Source organism: Microbacterium sp. ZW T5_56 (assembly GCF_044987425.1).
Taxonomy (GTDB): Bacteria; Actinomycetota; Actinomycetes; order Actinomycetales; family Microbacteriaceae; genus Microbacterium.
Genome location: NZ_JBJDRI010000028.1, coordinates 1 through 17,709, shown reverse-complemented (window position 1 = coordinate 17,709; position 17,709 = coordinate 1). Strand labels below are relative to the sequence as shown.

Genomic DNA, 17,709 nt, shown 5'->3' with positions numbered 1-17,709 from the left:
GATTCAGCGCAGGCTCAGCACTCGATGACGTTGACCGCGAGGCCGCCCTCGCTGGTCTCCTTGTACTTCGTGGACATGTCGATGCCGGTCTGACGCATCGTCTCGACCACCATGTCCAGCGAGACGAAGTGGTTGCCGTCGCCGCGCAGCGCGAGCCGCGCAGCCGTCACCGCGGTGGAGGCCGCAATCGCGTTGCGCTCGATGCAGGGGATCTGCACCAGTCCGCCCACCGGGTCGCACGTGAGTCCCAGGTGGTGCTCCATCGCGATCTCAGCGGCGTTCTCGATCTGCCGGTTGGTGCCGCCCATCACCGCGGTGAGGCCGCCCGCAGCCATGGCGCATGCGGATCCGACCTCGGCCTGACAGCCGCCTTCGGCACCGGAGATGGACGCGTTCGCCTTGAACAGCGAACCCAGAGCGGTGGCCGTGAGCAGGAAGCGACGGATCCCACGGCGGCGGTTGGCCTCCGCGATCGCGTCGTCATCACCGTCGGGCACATCGGTCGGCTCGCCGCCGAAACCGAGAAGTGCGCTGCCCACCAGCTCTCCGTAGGGCGTGACCGCGTTGCCGCGTCCGAGACCGGAATCGGCCAGGAACCGCCACCAGTACATCGCGACCGCGGGCAGGATTCCGGCGGCACCGTTCGTCGGCGCCGTGACGACCCGACCGCCGGCCGCGTTCTCCTCGTTGACCGCGAGCGCGAATGCCCCGAGCCACTCCCCCGGCAGCTCCCGATGACCATCGGATTCCACGTTCTCCAGCTGTTCGCGAATTGTTGAGGCGCGGCGCTTGACTCCGAGGATGCCGGGGAGCACCCCGCCGGTGTGCAGTCCCACGTTCACGCAGGAGCTCATCGCGTCCCAGATGGCGTCGAGGCCGGCCGCAACCTCCGCCTCGCCATGGAGCGATTCCTCGTTGAGGCGGGCGAGTTCGGCGATGGTGAGCCCGTGCTCGTCGCACAGCTCCAGGAGCGTGGCGGCATCGGAGTAGGCGAAGGGGAAGGCGGTCGAAGCCACCTCCGTGCTCTCTCCGTCGCGACGGATGAATCCGCCGCCCACCGAGTAGTACGTCTCTTGAGTGAGGATGCTGCCGGCCTCGTCGAACGCGCGCAGTGTCATCGCGTTGGGATGGCCGGGCAAGCGGGTGCGGGCCTCGAAGGTGATGTCGTCCTTGCGGAACGGCACCGGATGAACGCCGGCGAGCACGAGCGGCTCGCCCTCCGGATAGTGCGACCACGCTTCGCGAACCTCTGCCGGGTCCACCGTCTCCGGCTCCTGGCCTCGAAGTCCCGCCACCACAGCGTCGGGCGTCCCATGGCCGAGGCCGGTGGCCCCGAGCGAGCCATACAGCGAACAGGTCACGCGCGCGGTTCGCGGCAGGGAGTCGGATGCGGCCAGTCGTCGGGCGAAGTCGACGCCCGCGCGCATGGGTCCGACGGTGTGGGAGCTGGAGGGTCCTACACCGATGGAGAACAGATCAAATGCGGACACGTAAGCGCTCACCACCCCAGCGTAATCCCGCAGCGCAGGCGAGGCATCGGACACACCACGCCCGGATCTGCGCAGACGGCACTACCGTGGAGGGCGTGACCACTCCCATCGATGCAACCGCCACCTCTGCCTGGGCCGAGCTCTCCGCCGCGCGCGACGGATTCGCCCCCGATCTGCGCACCTGGTTCGCGCAGGATCCGGGACGCGTGGAGCGGCTGAGCTTCGAGCTCGCCGATCTGCACGTCGACCTGTCGAAGAACCTCGTCACCGACGAGATCCTCGCCTCTCTCGTGAAGCTCGCCGAGGAGACGGGGGTCGCCTCCCGCTTCGCCGCGATGCTCGAGGGCACCCACATCAACACCACCGAAGACCGCGCGGTCCTGCACACGGCACTGCGTCGTCCCGCCGGTGCGACACCAGCTCTGACGGTCGACGGCCAGGACGTCGACACCGATGTGCACGCCGTGCTCGACGCGATGCGCGCGTTCGCCGATCGTGTTCGCTCGGGTGAGTGGACCGGCATCACGGGCAAGAAGGTGACCCACGTGGTCAACATCGGCATCGGAGGCTCTGACCTCGGACCCGTCATGGTCTACGAGGCGCTGCAGCCGTATGCCACTGCCGGCATCCAGGCGAAGTTCGTGTCGAACATCGACCCCACCGACATCGCGCTGAAGACGGCGGATCTCGACCCCGAGACCACGCTGTTCATCGTGGCGTCGAAGACGTTCACCACGCTGGAGACGCTCACCAACGCCCGCCTCGCACGTGACTGGCTGTGGGAGAAGCTCGGAGCGACGGGCGCGATCGACGACTCCGATGCCGCGAAGCAGGACGCCGTGGCGCACCATTTCGTCGCTGTCTCCACTGCGCTGGACAAGGTGGCCGCGTTCGGCATCGACCCGGCCAACGCGTTCGGATTCTGGGACTGGGTGGGCGGTCGCTACTCGGTCGACTCGGCGATCGGCCTGTCGCTGAACATCGCTCTCGGCCCCGACGCGTTCGCCGACCTCCTCGCCGGATTCCACGCGGTGGACGAGCACGTGCGCACCACGCCGATCGAGCGCAACGTGCCGGTCCTGATGGGGCTGCTCAACGTCTGGTACACCAACTTCCTCGACGCGCAGACACACGCTGTGCTGCCGTACGCGCAGCTGCTGCACCGCTTCCCCGCGTACCTGCAGCAGCTCACGATGGAATCCAACGGCAAGTCCGTGCGCTGGGACGGCTCGCCCGTCACGACCGCCACCGGCGAGGTCTTCTGGGGTGAGCCCGGCACCAACGGTCAGCATGCGTTCTACCAGCTGATCCACCAGGGCACCCGCCTGATCCCGGCCGACTTCATCGCGGTTGCGAACCCCGGCTATCCGCTGCAGGACGATGGTCGCGACGTGCACGGTCTGTTCCTCGCCAACTTCCTGGCCCAGACCAAGGCGCTGGCCTTCGGCAAGACGGCCGAGGAGGTCGAGGCTGAGGGCACCACCGGTGCCCTCATCGCCGCGCGCACGTTCGCGGGAAACCGGCCGACCACCTCGATCATCGCTCCTGCGCTCACGCCCGCGGTGCTCGGTCAGCTGATCGCGCTGTACGAGCACATCACGTTCACCGAGGGCACGATCTGGGGCATCAACTCCTTCGACCAGTGGGGTGTGGAGCTCGGCAAGCAGCTCGCGCTGCAGATCGCACCCGCGATCGAGGGCGACGCCGACGCCATCGCAGCGCAGGACGCGTCGACGCAGGCGCTGCTGGCTTACTACCACGCCCACCGCAACGCCTGACGCGTGAAGTTGGAAAACGCCGCTCGGAGGTCACTCCGGGCGGCGTTTTCGATCTCCGCGCCCGCGGATACCATCGATATGTGGACACGAGATCGCTGATCATCGCGCGCGCCTCGGCGCTGCTCGCCGACTCCGCTGACGGCGACATCTCGACGCGCGCCGTCTGCGAGGCCGCCGGCGTCACGCAGCCCGTGCTGTACCGGCTGTTCGGTGACAAGGACGGTCTGCTGGCCGCAGTCGCCGACGCGGCATGGGAGTCGTATCTCGCCGGGAAGCGACGGGTCGAGGCCTCCGCGGATCCGATCGCGGACGTGCGTGCTGGCTGGGATGCTCACACCGCGTTCGCGCTCCAGAACCCGCACGCCTATTGTCTGGTGTTCGCCTCGCCCCTGGGCTCACGCGTCGCGGCGGCCCATGAAGCGATGCGACTCCTCACCGATGTGCTGCGGCGCGTGGCGGCATCCGGCCGCCTCGTCATGGCCCCGGACGCCGCAGCCCGAATCGTGATGAGCGCGAACAGCGGCGTCGCTCTCACCCTGCTGCTGCGACCGGAGACCCTCGGTCACGCGGATGCCTCCGCCGAGGTGCGCGAAGCCGTGCTCCGGGCGATCCTGATCGAGGAGGATGTCGACGCCGGCGCGGATCGCCGATCGGCCGCAGCCACCATGCTGACCGCGGCCCTCGACGAACCCGGCCCGGGGTTCTCCCCCGCCGAATCGGCTCTCATGCGCGAGTGGCTCGATCGCTTTCGAGGGTGACGGCGGTCGCCGCGAATCTGCCGCTACGCGAGCCCACCGTTCGTGAAGATGGTCCCGACAGGCGCGTCAGCCGCACACCCCGCTCCCACGTCGGCGGTCTCAGAAGGTGCAAACACCGCGGTGCAAAGCAACATCTTCTGAGAGCGGTGGTCGCACTGGCCTCAGAAGAAGCAGTGGGCGCCGATCGAAACAGCAGCAAGTGAGACCGCACGACGGCGAGGTCATCCGTCGCTCCGCGACCACCCACGGCGGAAACGACGCAAGCCCCGGTTTTCACCGGGGCTTGCGTCTACTGTCTCAACACAGTGTGCGCCCGAAGGGACTCGAACCCCTAACCTTCTGATCCGTAGTCAGATGCTCTATCCATTGAGCTACGGGCGCATTTTCGGCTTCTGCACTCTCGTGCGGCGGCCGTAGAACAGCCTAACGCACTCCGTCACGGAGCGCGAATCCGCACGTTCTGCCCGGGCGCGTCGGGTCGATGTTCTCTCAGCGGATCAGGACTTCCCCTTGGCAGCCTTCCGATCGGCCTTCTCGGCCTTCTCCGCTTCCTCCACCTTCTCCGCTTTCTTGCGAGCGCGCACCTGCGACTCCAGGGCCTGCAGATCCACGAGGCGCAGTGCCTGCATCCTCGCGTCGCGCATCTTGCCGTAGTCGGGGTCGGCATCCGGGCGCATGCTCTCGGCGCGCAGACGTCGATCGAGGTTGGACGAGACATCGCCCCACGCTGCCTCGCGCGCGTCCTCCACCAGCTCACGAACCTGTTCGTCATCGGCGGCGAGCTGGCGCAGGCGCACCGCGACGCCCGCGGACTGCTTACGGCGACGGCGCAGGTTCTTGACATCTCGGTCGCGGTAGTCGTGGGTGCCGTCAGACAGCGAGTACTTGCCCCAGGCTTTGCGGCCCTGCCGCTTCAGTCGGTTTGCGGCGTCCGAAGACTCGTCAGCCAGATCGCCCAGGATCTGGCGCGCGACCTGCATGAAGCGATCGGTCTCGAATGCCGCGTCGCCCGCGATCGTGTCCACCAGGATCTGGTTCTTCAGCGACAGCCGACCGGCGGCCAGTGCAATGGACATGCCCTCGGCGATCGCTTCATTGAGCTTCGCTCCCACCGGGCCTCCCCTGTCGTCCACGTTTCTGCATCGTCGCAGCCCGGGCCGCACGACGCCGGTCATCTCAGCGTAGCCGCCCCGGCCCGACACGCCCGCTTTCGATGCACCGGCTCCGCAGTGCCGCAGGGCCCGCGCGGCAGAATCGAGAGGTCCGGCATCGGCGCGCGGACAGACGACGGAGGTCAGCATGGCGAAACTCGACGTGACCGGGAACGTGACGGTCATCACGGGAGCCGCAAGCGGCATGGGTGCGCAGGTGGCCCGCGGGCTCGCGGCTCGCGGTGCTCGGCTCGCCCTGATCGATCGCGATGCCGACGGACTCGCCCGTCTCGCCTCCGACCTGCCCGAGGGCATGGTCACCACGCACACCGTGGACCTCATCGACGACGACGCCGTGGCGGAGGCAGCCGCCGAGATCGAGCGCGCACATGGGGGCGTGCAGTCGCTCATCACCTGCGCCGGATCATCGATGCTCGGAAACCTCGACCAGCTCACGATGGCGGAGATGCGCTGGCTCATGGACGTGAACCTCTGGGGCACGGTTTCGATCACCAAAGCGCTCCTACCCGCACTGCGCCGATCCCCTGCCGCGCACATCACGCACCTCGCCTCGATCTACGCACTCGGCGCTCCCGCCGGTCGCATCCCCTACGCGATGAGCAAGTACGCGGTGCGCGGTTTCACGGAGGCACTGCGGCACGAGCTGGAGGGTTCCACGGTCACGGTGGGCGCGATCTATCCCGCCGGAGTGAAGACGGGGATCATCCTGCACGGTCGTTACGCGGCCGCGATCGATCCGGCCATCGCCGCGCGGGCCGCTGAGGCGCAGGCGCACATGTACGAGACGGAACCCGAGGAGGCCGCGGAGATCATCATCCGCGCCACGATCGAGCGACGCGCGCGCACGTTGATCGGCCGCAAGGCCTACCTGGTGGACTGGATCACTCGCGCGATGCCCGTGCGGTACTGGAACCTGATGCGCGGCCCGCTGCGTGAGGCGACAGACACGACCACTCCGATCGCCTGACTCACACCTCCGAGGGGGCGAGTCGAGCGAGCGTCGATCGGCCGAGCGCCGCCATCACCGGGTTGCTCGTCTCGTAGTACCAGACCAGCCCGATCGCCTGCACGAGGGCCCACCCGGCACCGCGCGCCCACTCCTCGTCCGACGACTCCAGGCCGAGCCGCACCCGCTCGCGCATCTCCGGGCCGAACAGGTGCCAGGCGATGACCAGGTCCAGTGCCGGATCGGCAGCCGACGCGTCGCCCGTGTCCAGCAGTCCCACCAGCCGACCGTCGCGCACGAGCACGTTGCCCGGCACCAGATCCGTGTGGCTGAGGCTCCGACCGGCGGGTGCGGGAAACTCCCCGAGCCGGGACCACAGGTGCTCAACCGCGGCGGTATCGATGATTCCGACGCTGCGCCGCAGGCATTCCTGAACCCAATCGTCGAAGGGTGCGAGCTCGTCGCCACGCCCGTAGCCCCGGAACGCCTCGCCGGCGACGTCCACCTCGCGCAGTGTCGCCAGCAGGTCGATGAGATCGTCCGCCAGGTCACGCGAGGCCGCGAACGCGCGCGGATCGACCACGTCGCCATCCACCCAGCTCTGCGCGGTCCACGCCAGCGGATACCCCTCTCCCGCCTCGCCGATCAGCAGCGGCTCGGGTGCTGCCACCGGGCACACCTGCAGAAACCGGGCTGAACGATGCGCTTCGCGTTCCAGTGCCGTGCGATGCGCCACCGGTTCGTTCGGCTGCAGCGCGAAGCGCGCGGTCACGGAGCGCCCCACGCGGAAGATGGCATTGACCGTGCCCTGGGAACGGATCGCGGCTACGGGCCGGCCCGCCCACGCGGGCCGCGCCGCCGCGACGAGCCGCTCCACCTGGTCGGGCTCGATCACCAGTTGATCCGCGTGCATCCGCGGCGGGTCCACCGGCGTGCGGCGATCGTCGTCGGACATGGGTCAGCCGCTGAGCTTCGCGATGATCGCCTCGATGCGTCGTTGGCGCGTCTCCGCCTTCTTCGCGTCGGTGACCGCGCGAACGTGCTCCTTGCGGTGGCTGAACGCGAGGGCTTCGAAGGCCGGTCGAAGTCCCGCCGCCTCCAGAGCGCCCGCAAGGTCGTCGGGCACCTCGACCGAGCGCTCCTCGGCGTCATGGGTCAGGGTGACGGTGATCGCATCGCCCGCACCGAGACCGGTCTCCGCACGCTTGTCGGAGGAGAACGGGATGAGCAGCTGGCCGCGCATCGGCGTGATCGTGGAGCGATACACGAATCCATTGACGTCCACCAGCACCGGGACCCGCTGACCCACGCCCCACTCTTCGAGGACCTCCGGCGAGACGCGGATTCCGGTGTTACGACCGTCGGCGGAATACAGCTCGGTCGTGAACGTCGTCGTCTTCATGTCGGGAGCATACGACCCCGTGCGGCCGAGCGCTCGCAGGCGGGACGAGGTTCTAGGCTGGGGAGGTGACCACGATCCACGACGTCAGCCTCCGCGGCTTCGCCTCCGACAACTACTCCGGCATCCACCCCGAGGTGCTGACCGCGATCTCGGCCGCCAACGACGGCCACCAGGTGGCCTACGGCGAAGACGTCTACAGCACCCGACTGGGCGAGGTCTTCCGCGGACATTTCGGTGACGGTGTGGAGACCTTCCCCGTGTTCAACGGCACCGGCGCAAATGTGGTGGGACTGCAGTCGATGCTCCCCCGCTGGGGCGCTGTCGTGTGCGCACAGAGTGCCCACATCAACGTGGACGAGGGCGGCGCGCCGGAGAAGGTCGGCGGCATCAAGCTCTGGACCGTGCCCACCGACAACGGCAAGCTGACGCCCGAACTGATCGACATCGAGGCCCGCGGGTGGGGCGACGAGCACCGCGCCCAGCCGCTGGTGGTCTCCCTCACCCAGTCCACCGAACTCGGCACGCTCTACACCGTCGACGAGATCCGCGCCATCGCCGATCACGTCCACTCCCTCGGCATGCGCCTGCACATGGACGGCTCACGCATCGCCAACGCCGCCGCCGCCCTGGACCTGCCGCTGCGCGCGTTCACGCGTGACGCCGGCGTGGACGTGCTGAGCGTGGGCGGCACGAAGAACGGCGCGATGGTCGCCGAGGCCATCGTCGTGCTGAACCCCGAGGCATCGCAGGGCCTGACCTACCTCCGCAAGACCAACATGCAGCTCGCGTCGAAGATGCGCTTCGTGTCCGCGCAGCTGATCGCGCTCTACGAGGGCGATCTGTATCTCCGCAACGCCCGCCACTCGAACGCCATGGCGGCTCGTCTGCGCACGGCCGTCGACGCTCGCATCGCCGCCGGAGAGATCACGGGCGTGGAGTTCACGCAGCCGACGCAGGCCAACGGACTGTTCCTCACGCTGCCGGCCGGCGTCGCCGATCGACTCCGCGAGACGTTCCGGTTCTACGACTGGGACGAGGCACGCCGCGAAGTTCGGTGGGTGTGCAGCTTCGACACCGCCGAGTCCGACGTCGACTCCCTGGTGGAACTGCTCACCGCGGAGACCGCCGCGCGCTGAATCGCCAGCCACGTCCGAGGACGACACCGTTCTCGGACACTTCAGCGTTGCCTGCTCACGTGTCGCAGTGGTCTTCGTTGATCCGCCCCGGTGGCGTGGTCCAGATAGTCGTTGCCTTGTTCCGGCTACGGGGCCTGCCGCGCCGGCCTATTGCTTTTGTCGTCCTCGCTGCCGCCCGAGGGGCATCAGCGCAGGGCGCCCACCGAGGCGAGCGCCTGGCGCACCAGTGTGCCCCGGCCGCCCTCCATCTCCGCCGACAGCTCCGCGCTCTGGGCCTCTTCCGGCGTGAGCCAGGTGACCTCCAGCGCATCCTGACGCGGCTCGCACGTGCCGGTGACGGGTACCACGAAGGCCAATGAAACCGCGTGCTGACGATCGTCGTGGAAGGCGCTCAGCCCGGGAATCGGGAAGTACTCGGCCACGGTGAACGGCGTCGGCTGCGGCGGAAGCATCGGGAACGCCATCGGACCCAGATCATTCTCGAGGTGGCGGAACAGGGCGTCGCGCACCGTCTCGCCGTAGCGCACGCGACCTGACACGATCGTGCGGGTGATCTCACCCACGGGGGTCGCCCGCAACAGGATCCCGACGTCGGTCACCGCACCCGTCCCGTCGGTGCGCACCGGTACCGCCTCCACATAGAGGATCGGCAGGTGCCGTCGCGCCTCCAGAAGCTCGACGTCGCTCAGCCAGCCTGGGTTCGACCCCGGCAGCCGCAGCTCATGGCCCATGCCGGTGAGGCCCTCGAGGGGATCGCGGCCGTCGTCGGCGGGATCGGGATCAGGCGTGCGTACGGTCATGCTTCCTGTATACCCGACGCCTCGGTCGCGCAGGTGTCTGAGGCCTCTGGGAGGATGAGCGCATGAGTGAGGAACTGATGCTCGACGATGCGGCAGTGCGCTGGTCTCGGACAGCGGACGAAGCACCGGTGACGGTGCTGCTGCACGGCTACGGATCGGATGAGAACGACCTCTTCGGGCTGGTGTCGTACCTCATGGAGGATGCGACCTACGCCGCGGTGCGTGCACCGCTGCCCCCACGCTGGCCGATGTCCGGGCACTCCTGGTATGACATCGACGAGCCGGGCACGCGCGACGCCGCGGGTATCACGCGCGCCGCTCGTGCGCTCATCGCCTGGCTCGATGGGCGTGGCCTGGAGCGTGTCGGCCTGATCGGCTTCTCACAGGGTGCGGCGGTGGCCCTGCAGACATTGCGGATCGCGCCCGAACGCGTGCGATTCGCCGCGAACCTCTCGGGATACGCCGCCGCCGAGGAGCGCGTGGAGGACGCCCGGCTGACCGATCTGCGTGTGCCGGTGTTCTGGGGCCGCGGCAGCGAAGACGAGGTGATCCCCCGCGCTGCGGTCGACTTCACGGCCGGCTGGCTTCCCACACACAGTGCCCTGACCGGGCGCGTGTACCCAGGACTCGGCCATGCGGTCAGTGGCGAGGAGCTGGACGATCTCCGCCACTTCCTCGCCAAGCACGCGTAGGTCACAACACGCCCGGGATGCGAGATCGGCGCACGTCCGGTATCGTGGACGACGTCCTGTCCCCGACGTGAGGATCAAGCGGTGATTGTTTCCGACGCTTCCGCGCTGTAAGCGCGCTGATTCGTCGACCACCGCTCCACTTTCCGGAGACGCCGTTCTTCCACGGCTTGTCGGCCGACGTTCAGCGCACCCCTCGCGCTGAACGTCGCACCCGCGCACGCCCTTGACTCTCTCGATGGCGGTTCCGCTGGGTTCCCGTGTCAGCGCTTCTCAACTGACCGGGAGGTTCATCTCATGCCATTTACCCCATCCGTCGTCTTGGACGACCTTTCCTACACCTGGCCGGACGGCACCATCGCGCTTGCCGCCGTCTCCGGTGCGATCTCCACCGCCCGCACCGGACTCGTGGGCCGCAACGGCTCCGGCAAATCCACACTGCTCAAGCTCATCGCCGGCGACCTGACGCCCACGCGCGGCCGCGTCGAGGCGCGAGGCACGGTCGCAACGCTCGACCAGCGCCTCACTCGGGAGGTGGATCGTCCCGTCGCCGAGCTCCTCGGTGTCGCCGACACGCTTGCCGCGGTGCGCGCCGTCGAGTCCGGCGATGTCGCGCCCGAGCACTTCGACACGATCGGAACGGACTGGGACATCGAGGCGCGGGCGATGACCGCGCTCGCCGAGGCGGGTCTTCCCGCCGATGCTCTGGACCGCACCGTCGGCACCCTGTCGGGCGGTCAGTCGATACTCGCCGCGATCTCCGGCCTGCGACTGCGTCGCCCGGATATCACGCTGCTGGACGAACCGACCAACAACCTCGATCGCGAGGCCCGGACACGGCTGGGGTCTCTCGTTGCGAGTTGGCCGGGCACCCTCATCGTGGTCAGTCACGACACCGAGCTGCTGGATCTCATGGACGACACCGCCGAGCTGTACGACGGCGAGCTGTCGGTGTTTGGTGGTCCGTACACCGAGTGGCGGGCCTGGTTGGAGACGGAGCAGGAGGCGGCGAAGGCAGCGGAGCGCACCGCCGCGGGCGTCGTACGACGCGAGAAGCGCGAGCGCATCGAGGCCGATCTGAAGCTGGCCACCCGGTCGAAGATGGCGAAGAAGGCCGAGCGGGAGAAGCGCGTGCCGCGGATCGTGGCGCACGGACGTCGTATGGCCGCGCAGGTCTCGGCGGGAAACCTCCGCACCGAGATGCGGGAGAAGGAGGACACCGCGCGCGCCGCGCACGAGGTCGCAGAGCGACGCATTCGCGACGACGACACCATCCGCATCGATCTGCCCGACCCGGATGTCGCGGCCGGTCGCCGCATCGCCACGCTCACCGATGGTGAGCGCGAGTGGATCCTGCAGGGTCCGGAGCGCACGGCGCTGGTGGGCGCGAACGGGGTCGGCAAGACCACGCTGCTGCGTTCTCTGGTGACCGGGGAACCGGCGCACTGGCTCCCGCACCTGAGCGCTGAGGCGCACACCGATCGGATCGGTCTGCTCTCCCAGCGCCTCGATGGCCTGGATGACTCTCGCTCAGCCACGCAGAACGTCGGGGCCGCCGCGCCGCACGTGCCCGATCGGGAGCTGCGCAACCGTCTGGCGCGGTTCCTGATCCGAGGCACCACGGCCGAGCGTCCGGTCGGAACGCTCTCCGGGGGCGAGCGCTTCCGGGTCGCCCTCGCCCAGCTGCTGCTGACGGAGCCCCCGGCGCAGCTGCTGGTGCTCGACGAGCCGACCAACAACCTCGACATCGATACCGTGGAGCAGTTCGTCGCGGCGTTGTCGGGCTATCGCGGGGCCATCCTGGTGACCAGCCACGACCAGGCTTTTCTGGACGGTCTGGGCATCGACCGCACCCTCCGGATCGACGATGCCGGCCGCATCGACGAACTCACCTGACCCATGACCCGTGAGACTTCCGTCTGTGGGCGACAATCCGCGCAACGCGGCGATTCTCGCCCACACACGGAATTCTCGCGGGTGATGTGGTGGCGTGGGACGCACGATGATGTGTGGTCGCGTTGTCTCGCGGGAGCCGGCGGCCGCGGGAGTCGACGGCCGCGAAGCACGACGGTTCGCGGAACCGCGACCAGTTGCTGGAGCGGGCTCGCGATCAACCGCGCGACGCGCCCGAACCGGCGTCAGTCGTTGGCGAGGTAATTGCGACGAACCCGCGAAATCACAACGTCCGCGATCAGAGCCAACACGATTGCGACGGGGATGCCGACGACGGCAGAGATCGGCTCTCGCGGAAGCGCGAGGGCCACGCCCCAGCCGGCGAGCATACCGATCAGCAGCGACATCATCACCTCGGCGGTACGGATCGGCGCGCTCGACCGAGCGGGACGGGTGCGGCGGCCAGCGGGCTCCCTCGTGATGTTCATGCCTCAACGCTAGAAAACCCGCGACCTCGGCGCATCGCCCGAGAGACGGACTTCGGACGTACATCTTCCGATGTACGGGACCCCCGAGAACCCCTGACGATCCCCTGACCCGGAGACGATATGACTCACTCACCCCTCGCACTCATCACGGGTGCCGCCCGCGCCAACAGCATCGCCGCCGGCATCGTTCCGCGCCTGCGCGCCGACGGCTGGCGCGTGGTCACCACCGACCTGCGCGATGCGGATCATCCCTGTGACCTCGCCGATCCGGCGGCACCGGACGTGCTCATCGCGGAGGTGTCGGCCGCACACGGACCGATCACCGCTCTCGTCCTCTCGCATGCCCACGACGTGGAGAGCGGGCTCCTGGACACCACCGCGGAGAGCTTCGATCGGCACGTCGCGATCAACGCCCGCGCCTCGCTGCTGCTCATCGCCGCGTTCGCACGGCAGGCACCCACGGAGGGTGGGGCGATCCTCGCGCTCACCAGCGACCACACCACCGGAAATCTGCCGTACGGCGCCTCGAAGGGAGCGCTGGATCGGCTCGTCCGCTCCGCCGCGCGAGAGCTCGGTCCGCGCGGGATCTCCGCGAACGTGCTGAACCCGGGACCGATCGACACCGGATGGATGGACGACGCGACCCGCGAACTGCTCGCCGCGGAGACCCCAATGGGCCGGCTCGGCACACCCCGTGACATCGCCGCCGTCGCTTCGTTCCTGCTGTCGCCCGAGGGTCGGTGGGTGTCGGGCCAGCGGCTCTTCGCTGACGGCGCTTTTTCGTTCCGGCACTGACCTCGCACCGAGCAGCCGGCCGCGAAATCCAGCCCTGACCCCGTCTGCGTAACTGTCGCCGGGGGTCCGTGCACCCAACACATCCCCCGCGAGACTTCCGAATGTGGGCGAGAATCCTCGCAACGCATGGATTCTCGCCCACAGACGGAAGTCTCGCGGGTCAGCGGCGCGGGCCTCCGCGGCGCGGGCTCAGTGGCGCGGGCCTCCGCCCATGCCACCAGCGAAGGCGGTGCCGGTCTCGGCCGTGACGCTGGAGCCCGACGAGCTCGTGAACGTGTAGGTGCCCGACGTCACGGCACCCGACGACGCCACCACCGTCGCGTACTGCTTCGCCGCCGTGGTCGTCGCGATCACGGTGCCCGACGCGTCGGTGACCGTCACCACATCACCCGCGGAGCCGGACAGCGACGCGGCGACCCAGGCCTGCGGCGAATCGGCCTCGGGGGTCTCCGCCATTCCGGCGCTGCCCAGGGCGAGCAGTGTTCCCCCGGAGATCGTGATGCCGCCGTTGGAATCCAGCGCACCGTTCCCGCTGCCGGTCGGGCCGTAGACGACGATCTCGCCACCGGTGATCGCGATCGTGCCGTTCGAATCGAGACCATCGCCCTCGGCCGTCACCGTGACGGTTCCCCCGGAGATCTCCAGCGTCTCGCCCGTGTTCGACATTCCGCCGCCCGTGCCCGAGGACGTGCCCGTGCCCGAGGACGAGGACGAGGACGAGGACGACCCGCCGGACGCATTGACGCCGTCGTCATCGCTGGTGAGATCCACCGTGCCACCGCTGATGCTGATCGCGGCGCTCTCCAGCGCCTCGTTCGACTGCGAGACGGTCAGCGCTCCGCTGGTGATGGCGACGCGCGCATCCGCGTGCACCCCATCGTCACCGGCGGCCACCGTGACCGTTGCACCACCGATACCGATGGTGCCGTTGGAGTGCACGCCGTCGTCCGCCGCGCTGAGCGTGACAGTGCCGCCGTCGAGGGCGATCGCGACATCGGCAACGATGCCTCGCGGCGATGCGTCCTGCGCCACCGCGGCGCTCGCTCCCCCGCCCGCCTCACCCGTGACCGTGCCGCCCGTGATCAGAACGTCGCTGGAGGCTGCGATCGCGTCGTCCCCGGCGGTGATGTCCACGAAGCCGCCTTCGATCTGCACCACGCCCTTCGTGGCGTCGTCGGCCTGATCGCTCGTGAGGCCGTCGCCGCCGGCATCGACGGTCACGGCGCCATCCTCGATGAGGACGGCATCCTTCCCGCGGAGTCCATCATCGACAGCGGTCACCGACACCGTGCCGCCGATGATCGCGAGGTCGTCGGTCGTCGCGATGCCGTCGTTCCCGATCCCGGACACGGTGAGCGAGCCGTCGCCGGAGATCGTCAGATCCGCCGTGCTGTAGATCGCGGCGTTCGCGTCCGCATCCGCCGTATCGGCGGCGTCTGTGACGCTGCTACTGGTGCCGCCAGCGAGATGAAGGACGACGTCATCCGCGCTGGTGACCGAGATGGCCGGCCCGCTGCTGGCCGTGATCGTCGCGCCGTCGAGAATGAGCACGACCTGCGCATCCTCCGGCGCCGCCACCACGACGCTGCCGTCCAGGGTGCCGGTCAGTCGATAGACGCCGGCGGCCGAGATCGTCACCGTGGATCCGGTGACGCTCACCCCCGACGCGCCGCTCGAGGCGCTCGACCCCGACAGCGTGATGTCCTCCGCATCGGCTTCGGACCATTCGTCGTCACGGACCACGGTGATGTCCGCGTTCGCACTCGCCAGCGTGACCGCGGAGAGATCGCCTCCCGTGGTGCTGACTGTCTCGGCCGCGGTCTGGGCTGTGGGGGTCTCCTCCGCGCTCGCGGCGGTGGAGACCACGGCCGTGGGTGTGGCGGTCGAGCTGGCCGCGGCGACGCTGCAGCCCGAGACGATGAGCGCGAGTGCCGCGAGAGGAAGGGTGCTGAGGATGATTCGACGGTTTCGCATTTCTTTGCTCCTGTTGTTCGAAGGTGTCAGGTCCCCGCGGGTACGCGGGAGGGAAGGGTGTGGGCCGCGCGAGGCGAGGACTCGCGGAAGACGAAGGAGCGCTGGGCACGGAAGCCGATCACGAGCAGGGTGCACTCGGTGATCACCTTCGCCAGCAGCACGTGAACGCCGTTGTCGGTGAGGTAGGCCATCCACACGACGTTGGACAGCAGCATGACGCCGGCCAGCACGGCGTATCGCATGGCAGCGCGCGCGGTCGCGGCACGCGAACGATCGGCGGTGGTGAAGACCAGACGGCGGTTGAGGAGGAAGTTCGCCGTGCCGCTGATGACGCGGGCGCCGATCACCGCCGGCACGATCGCGCCGGTGGCCGCAGTGAGGACGAGCAGCACCACGGTGTCGATCACGAACGAGGAGAACGACGCCAGCAGGAACACCAGCAGGGGCGTGATCACGCGGATCGAGTCGGTGAACGGGCGGAAGTGGCTGCTGGCATTGTGGTCGAGGTAGACCGTCTGGATGGGCAGCTCGCGCGCACCGAAGCCGGAGCGACGCAGGTGCAGCAGCATGTTCAGCTCGTACTCGAACCGATCCCCGTGCACCTGCCGGAGCCACTCGATCATCCCGGCCGGGATTCCCCGCAGCCCGGTCTGCGTGTCGCTGAGCGCCCAGCCCGCCGCGAAGCGGAACAGCGCGGCCGAGACCCGGTTTCCGACGCGGCTTCGGGTGGGAACCGGTCGTCCGCCCTGATCCGCGTCGAACCGACGGCAGCCGAGGATGAGGGTCGGGGCGTCGTTCTCGCGATCCACCGCGAGTTCGGCCGCGACGTGCAGGATGTCGGTCACCGTGTGCTGACCGTCCGAGTCCGCGGTGATGACGTCGACGTCGGGGTGGTGTTCTGCGATGTGGGCGAAGGCGGTTCGCAGCGCCGCGCCCTTGCCACGGTTGTGATCGTGTCGAAGCAGCGTCGCACCGGAGGACTGCGCGTCGGCGAAGACGTCTACGAACGCCACCCCGGAGCCGTCATCGACCACGATCACCGCGAGCCCGGCGGCCACGAGCGACTCGACCAGCGGCACCAGCCGGCCGCCCGGCTCGTACGCGGGAATTACGACGATCATGATGCGGCGCTCGCGATGTAGAGGATGTCGCTGGTGCCGCGCTCGCCGCCGTTGGAGGGCTGGTTGATCACGGAGCCGTTGAAGTACATCGTGGAGGAACCGCCGCCATCGAGGTTGTACGCCGTCTGCGCGCCCAGCTCGATCATGATCTCGGCGAGTCCCGGCAGCGTCACGCCTGCGCTGTACCCGGGCGACCGGCCGTCCACCACCACGAACACGAGGTGGTTGTCGTCGATCACGCCCACCGCGGTGCGAGGCTGCTCGCCCTGGATCGAGTGGTTGCCGAAGTTGGTGTCCACCTCCACGCTGTCGACGCCGGACACGGCGGCGCCGTCCTCGACGATCGCAGGACCGAAACTCAGGGTGTTCCACACGCCCTCGGAGACCAGCGTGTTGGCGTCGGTGGCGGTCTCGTCGTACACCGTGACGGACCCGTCGCGATAGAACGCGAGGCCCAGACGAGCCCCGTCGTCGCGGTAGACCACGCCGTTGCGGATCTCGATCCCGGTGTCGCGGAAACCGTAGTAGTCGCCGTTGATGGCGAACACCGCGTTGTTGTCGGCGGCGATGCCGCTGGTGGTCTCGGTGATGTTCTCGCCGAACTGGTTGTCGGCGAAGGCCGAGCGCAGCGTCGTGGCGTCGCCGAGGGTGACGTCGGCCACGTAATAGGTGACGGTGGCATCGCCGGTGCCCGTGGTGACCGTCCGGATGCTGATCGAAGTCGATCCGTCGCTGTAGGAGTCGTCCGTGAGGGAGACGGTGGCGTCCGCGGCAGCCGTCGTGGTCGCGTCGGTGCCGGTCGCGGCCGTCGCTTCCGCGGTGGGCGATGTCGTCGCCGAGGGAGACCCGGACGCGGCTGCCTCGTACGCGGCCACGTCGGTGATCTCGACGTGTTGCACGAGATAGCGATCAACCGCCCAGGCGGCGCCCGTGCCGCCTGCGACGACCAGGACGCCGGTCACGGTGAGAAGGATCGCCGTGCCGCGACGAAGCCGTCGGCGCGGGCGCTGGTTGTCGTTTCTGAGGGTCATGTTCCCTGTCTACGGATCCCGCTGAGGTGGATCGCCTGCGCCACCTATGAGCCCCGGGTGCATCTCCCCCGCCCTCCTTTCCGTTTCCTATGCCCCTCCTATGCCGCCCTCCGCCGCACGCCCTGCGTCCGCGCGCGACGCGGCAACGCACGGACGCGAGAAACCCAAGCAAGTCCGAGAAACCCCGCATTGCAGGGTTTCTCGGACTTGCTTGGGTTTCTCGATGGGACGCAGCC

At 68.7% G+C, this 17,709-nt stretch carries 16 protein-coding genes and 1 tRNA gene; 7 read left to right on the top strand and 10 right to left on the bottom strand.

All coding sequences use genetic code 11. The annotated features are described in order from the left end of the window. Positions 1-14 precede the first annotated feature (14 nt). Positions 15-1,502: an L-serine ammonia-lyase, iron-sulfur-dependent, subunit alpha gene (locus tag ACI3KU_RS13600; protein WP_404922844.1), complete on the bottom strand. Its 1,488-nt coding sequence runs from the start codon at positions 1,500-1,502 to the stop codon at positions 15-17. A gap of 83 nt (positions 1,503-1,585) precedes the next feature. Between ACI3KU_RS13600 and pgi the strand changes: the two genes are divergently transcribed. Both pgi and ACI3KU_RS13590 read left to right on the top strand, forming a co-directional pair. Beyond that, positions 1,586-3,268 carry a glucose-6-phosphate isomerase gene (gene pgi / locus ACI3KU_RS13595; RefSeq protein WP_404922843.1) on the top strand — a complete coding sequence of 561 codons (1,683 nt, stop codon included), beginning with the start codon at positions 1,586-1,588 and terminating at the stop codon, positions 3,266-3,268. An 80-nt stretch (positions 3,269-3,348) separates the two neighbouring features. Then, a complete protein-coding gene (locus ACI3KU_RS13590) occupies positions 3,349-4,026 on the top strand; it encodes a TetR/AcrR family transcriptional regulator (protein WP_404922842.1) in 678 nt (225 codons plus the stop codon). A gap of 308 nt (positions 4,027-4,334) precedes the next feature. Here ACI3KU_RS13590 and ACI3KU_RS13585 read toward each other — a convergent pair. Together ACI3KU_RS13585 and ACI3KU_RS13580 are read right to left on the bottom strand one after the other, a co-directional pair. Beyond that, positions 4,335-4,407: transfer RNA gene (locus ACI3KU_RS13585), tRNA-Arg, on the bottom strand. Between the two features lie 116 nt (positions 4,408-4,523). Continuing rightward, complete coding sequence (locus tag ACI3KU_RS13580; RefSeq protein ID WP_404922841.1) at positions 4,524-5,159, bottom strand: asparagine synthase; 636 nt, start codon at positions 5,157-5,159, stop codon at positions 4,524-4,526. 166 nt (positions 5,160-5,325) lie between these two features. On the opposite strand from ACI3KU_RS13580, the gene ACI3KU_RS13575 reads away from it, so the two are divergent. Then, the gene (locus ACI3KU_RS13575) at positions 5,326-6,165 is read left to right on the top strand and encodes an SDR family NAD(P)-dependent oxidoreductase (RefSeq protein ID WP_404922840.1); all 840 of its coding nucleotides are present in this window, start codon (positions 5,326-5,328) and stop codon (positions 6,163-6,165) included. Between the two features lies 1 nt (position 6,166). Here ACI3KU_RS13575 and ACI3KU_RS13570 read toward each other — a convergent pair whose 3' ends face one another. Both ACI3KU_RS13570 and ACI3KU_RS13565 read right to left on the bottom strand, forming a co-directional pair. Continuing rightward, complete coding sequence (locus ACI3KU_RS13570; RefSeq protein WP_404922839.1) at positions 6,167-7,099, bottom strand: phosphotransferase; 933 nt, start codon at positions 7,097-7,099, stop codon at positions 6,167-6,169. 3 nt (positions 7,100-7,102) lie between these two features. Continuing rightward, positions 7,103-7,546, bottom strand: coding sequence for a YdeI/OmpD-associated family protein (locus ACI3KU_RS13565; RefSeq protein ID WP_404922838.1), 444 nt, complete (start codon positions 7,544-7,546; stop codon positions 7,103-7,105). Between the two features lie 65 nt (positions 7,547-7,611). Here ACI3KU_RS13565 and ACI3KU_RS13560 point away from each other — a divergent pair, with 65 nt between their 5' ends. Beyond that, complete coding sequence (locus tag ACI3KU_RS13560; protein WP_404922837.1) at positions 7,612-8,682, top strand: threonine aldolase family protein; 1,071 nt, start codon at positions 7,612-7,614, stop codon at positions 8,680-8,682. A 185-nt stretch (positions 8,683-8,867) separates the two neighbouring features. Here the strand turns inward: ACI3KU_RS13560 and ACI3KU_RS13555 are convergent, their stop codons facing one another. Continuing rightward, positions 8,868-9,482 (bottom strand): NUDIX hydrolase family protein, encoded by a 615-nt coding sequence (locus ACI3KU_RS13555; protein WP_404922836.1) that lies wholly within the window; start codon positions 9,480-9,482, stop codon positions 8,868-8,870. A 62-nt stretch (positions 9,483-9,544) separates the two neighbouring features. Here ACI3KU_RS13555 and ACI3KU_RS13550 point away from each other — a divergent pair, with 62 nt between their 5' ends. Continuing rightward, complete coding sequence (locus ACI3KU_RS13550; protein ID WP_404922835.1) at positions 9,545-10,174, top strand: alpha/beta hydrolase; 630 nt, start codon at positions 9,545-9,547, stop codon at positions 10,172-10,174. Between the two features lie 294 nt (positions 10,175-10,468). Next, entirely contained in the window at positions 10,469-12,067 is a 1,599-nt protein-coding gene (locus tag ACI3KU_RS13545; protein WP_404922834.1) for an ABC-F family ATP-binding cassette domain-containing protein, read from the top strand. A gap of 242 nt (positions 12,068-12,309) precedes the next feature. On the opposite strand, the gene ACI3KU_RS13540 is transcribed toward ACI3KU_RS13545, so the two are convergent. Further along, positions 12,310-12,552 (bottom strand): hypothetical protein, encoded by a 243-nt coding sequence (locus ACI3KU_RS13540; RefSeq protein ID WP_404922833.1) that lies wholly within the window; start codon positions 12,550-12,552, stop codon positions 12,310-12,312. Positions 12,553-12,672: 120 nt separating this feature from the next. On the opposite strand from ACI3KU_RS13540, the gene ACI3KU_RS13535 reads away from it, so the two are divergent. After that, on the top strand, positions 12,673-13,347 hold the full coding sequence (locus tag ACI3KU_RS13535; RefSeq protein ID WP_404922832.1) for an SDR family NAD(P)-dependent oxidoreductase: 675 nt from the start codon (positions 12,673-12,675) through the stop codon (positions 13,345-13,347). 189 nt (positions 13,348-13,536) lie between these two features. Here the strand turns inward: ACI3KU_RS13535 and ACI3KU_RS13530 are convergent, their stop codons facing one another. The 3 genes from ACI3KU_RS13530 to ACI3KU_RS13520 are packed head-to-tail and all read right to left on the bottom strand — an operon-like array spanning position 13,537 to position 17,473. Beyond that, complete coding sequence (locus tag ACI3KU_RS13530) at positions 13,537-15,321, bottom strand: carbohydrate-binding domain-containing protein (RefSeq protein WP_404922831.1); 1,785 nt, start codon at positions 15,319-15,321, stop codon at positions 13,537-13,539. A 26-nt stretch (positions 15,322-15,347) separates the two neighbouring features. Beyond that, positions 15,348-16,442, bottom strand: a complete 1,095-nt coding sequence (locus tag ACI3KU_RS13525; protein ID WP_404922830.1) for a glycosyltransferase — start codon at positions 16,440-16,442, stop codon at positions 15,348-15,350. After that, complete coding sequence (locus ACI3KU_RS13520; RefSeq protein WP_404922829.1) at positions 16,439-17,473, bottom strand: phosphodiester glycosidase family protein; 1,035 nt, start codon at positions 17,471-17,473, stop codon at positions 16,439-16,441. The genes ACI3KU_RS13525 and ACI3KU_RS13520 overlap by 4 nt, the downstream gene beginning before the upstream one ends. Between the last annotated feature and the right edge of the window lie 236 nt (positions 17,474-17,709).

Excerpts from the sequence above, each read along its gene's own strand:
- ACI3KU_RS13555 (WP_404922836.1), bottom strand. The coding sequence starts at position 9,482 with ATGACCGTACGCACGCCTGATCCCGATCCCGCCGACGACGGCCGCGAT.
- ACI3KU_RS13550 (WP_404922835.1), top strand. The coding sequence starts at position 9,545 with ATGAGTGAGGAACTGATGCTCGACGATGCGGCAGTGCGCTGGTCTCGG.
- ACI3KU_RS13540 (WP_404922833.1), bottom strand. The coding sequence starts at position 12,552 with ATGAACATCACGAGGGAGCCCGCTGGCCGCCGCACCCGTCCCGCTCGG.
- ACI3KU_RS13535 (WP_404922832.1), top strand. The coding sequence starts at position 12,673 with ATGACTCACTCACCCCTCGCACTCATCACGGGTGCCGCCCGCGCCAAC.
- ACI3KU_RS13525 (WP_404922830.1), bottom strand. The coding sequence starts at position 16,442 with ATGATCGTCGTAATTCCCGCGTACGAGCCGGGCGGCCGGCTGGTGCCG.
- ACI3KU_RS13575 (WP_404922840.1), top strand. The coding sequence starts at position 5,326 with ATGGCGAAACTCGACGTGACCGGGAACGTGACGGTCATCACGGGAGCC.
- ACI3KU_RS13545 (WP_404922834.1), top strand. The coding sequence starts at position 10,469 with ATGCCATTTACCCCATCCGTCGTCTTGGACGACCTTTCCTACACCTGG.
- ACI3KU_RS13570 (WP_404922839.1), bottom strand. The coding sequence starts at position 7,099 with ATGTCCGACGACGATCGCCGCACGCCGGTGGACCCGCCGCGGATGCAC.
- ACI3KU_RS13565 (WP_404922838.1), bottom strand. The coding sequence starts at position 7,546 with ATGAAGACGACGACGTTCACGACCGAGCTGTATTCCGCCGACGGTCGT.
- ACI3KU_RS13520 (WP_404922829.1), bottom strand. The coding sequence starts at position 17,473 with ATGACCCTCAGAAACGACAACCAGCGCCCGCGCCGACGGCTTCGTCGC.
- ACI3KU_RS13530 (WP_404922831.1), bottom strand. The coding sequence starts at position 15,321 with ATGCGAAACCGTCGAATCATCCTCAGCACCCTTCCTCTCGCGGCACTC.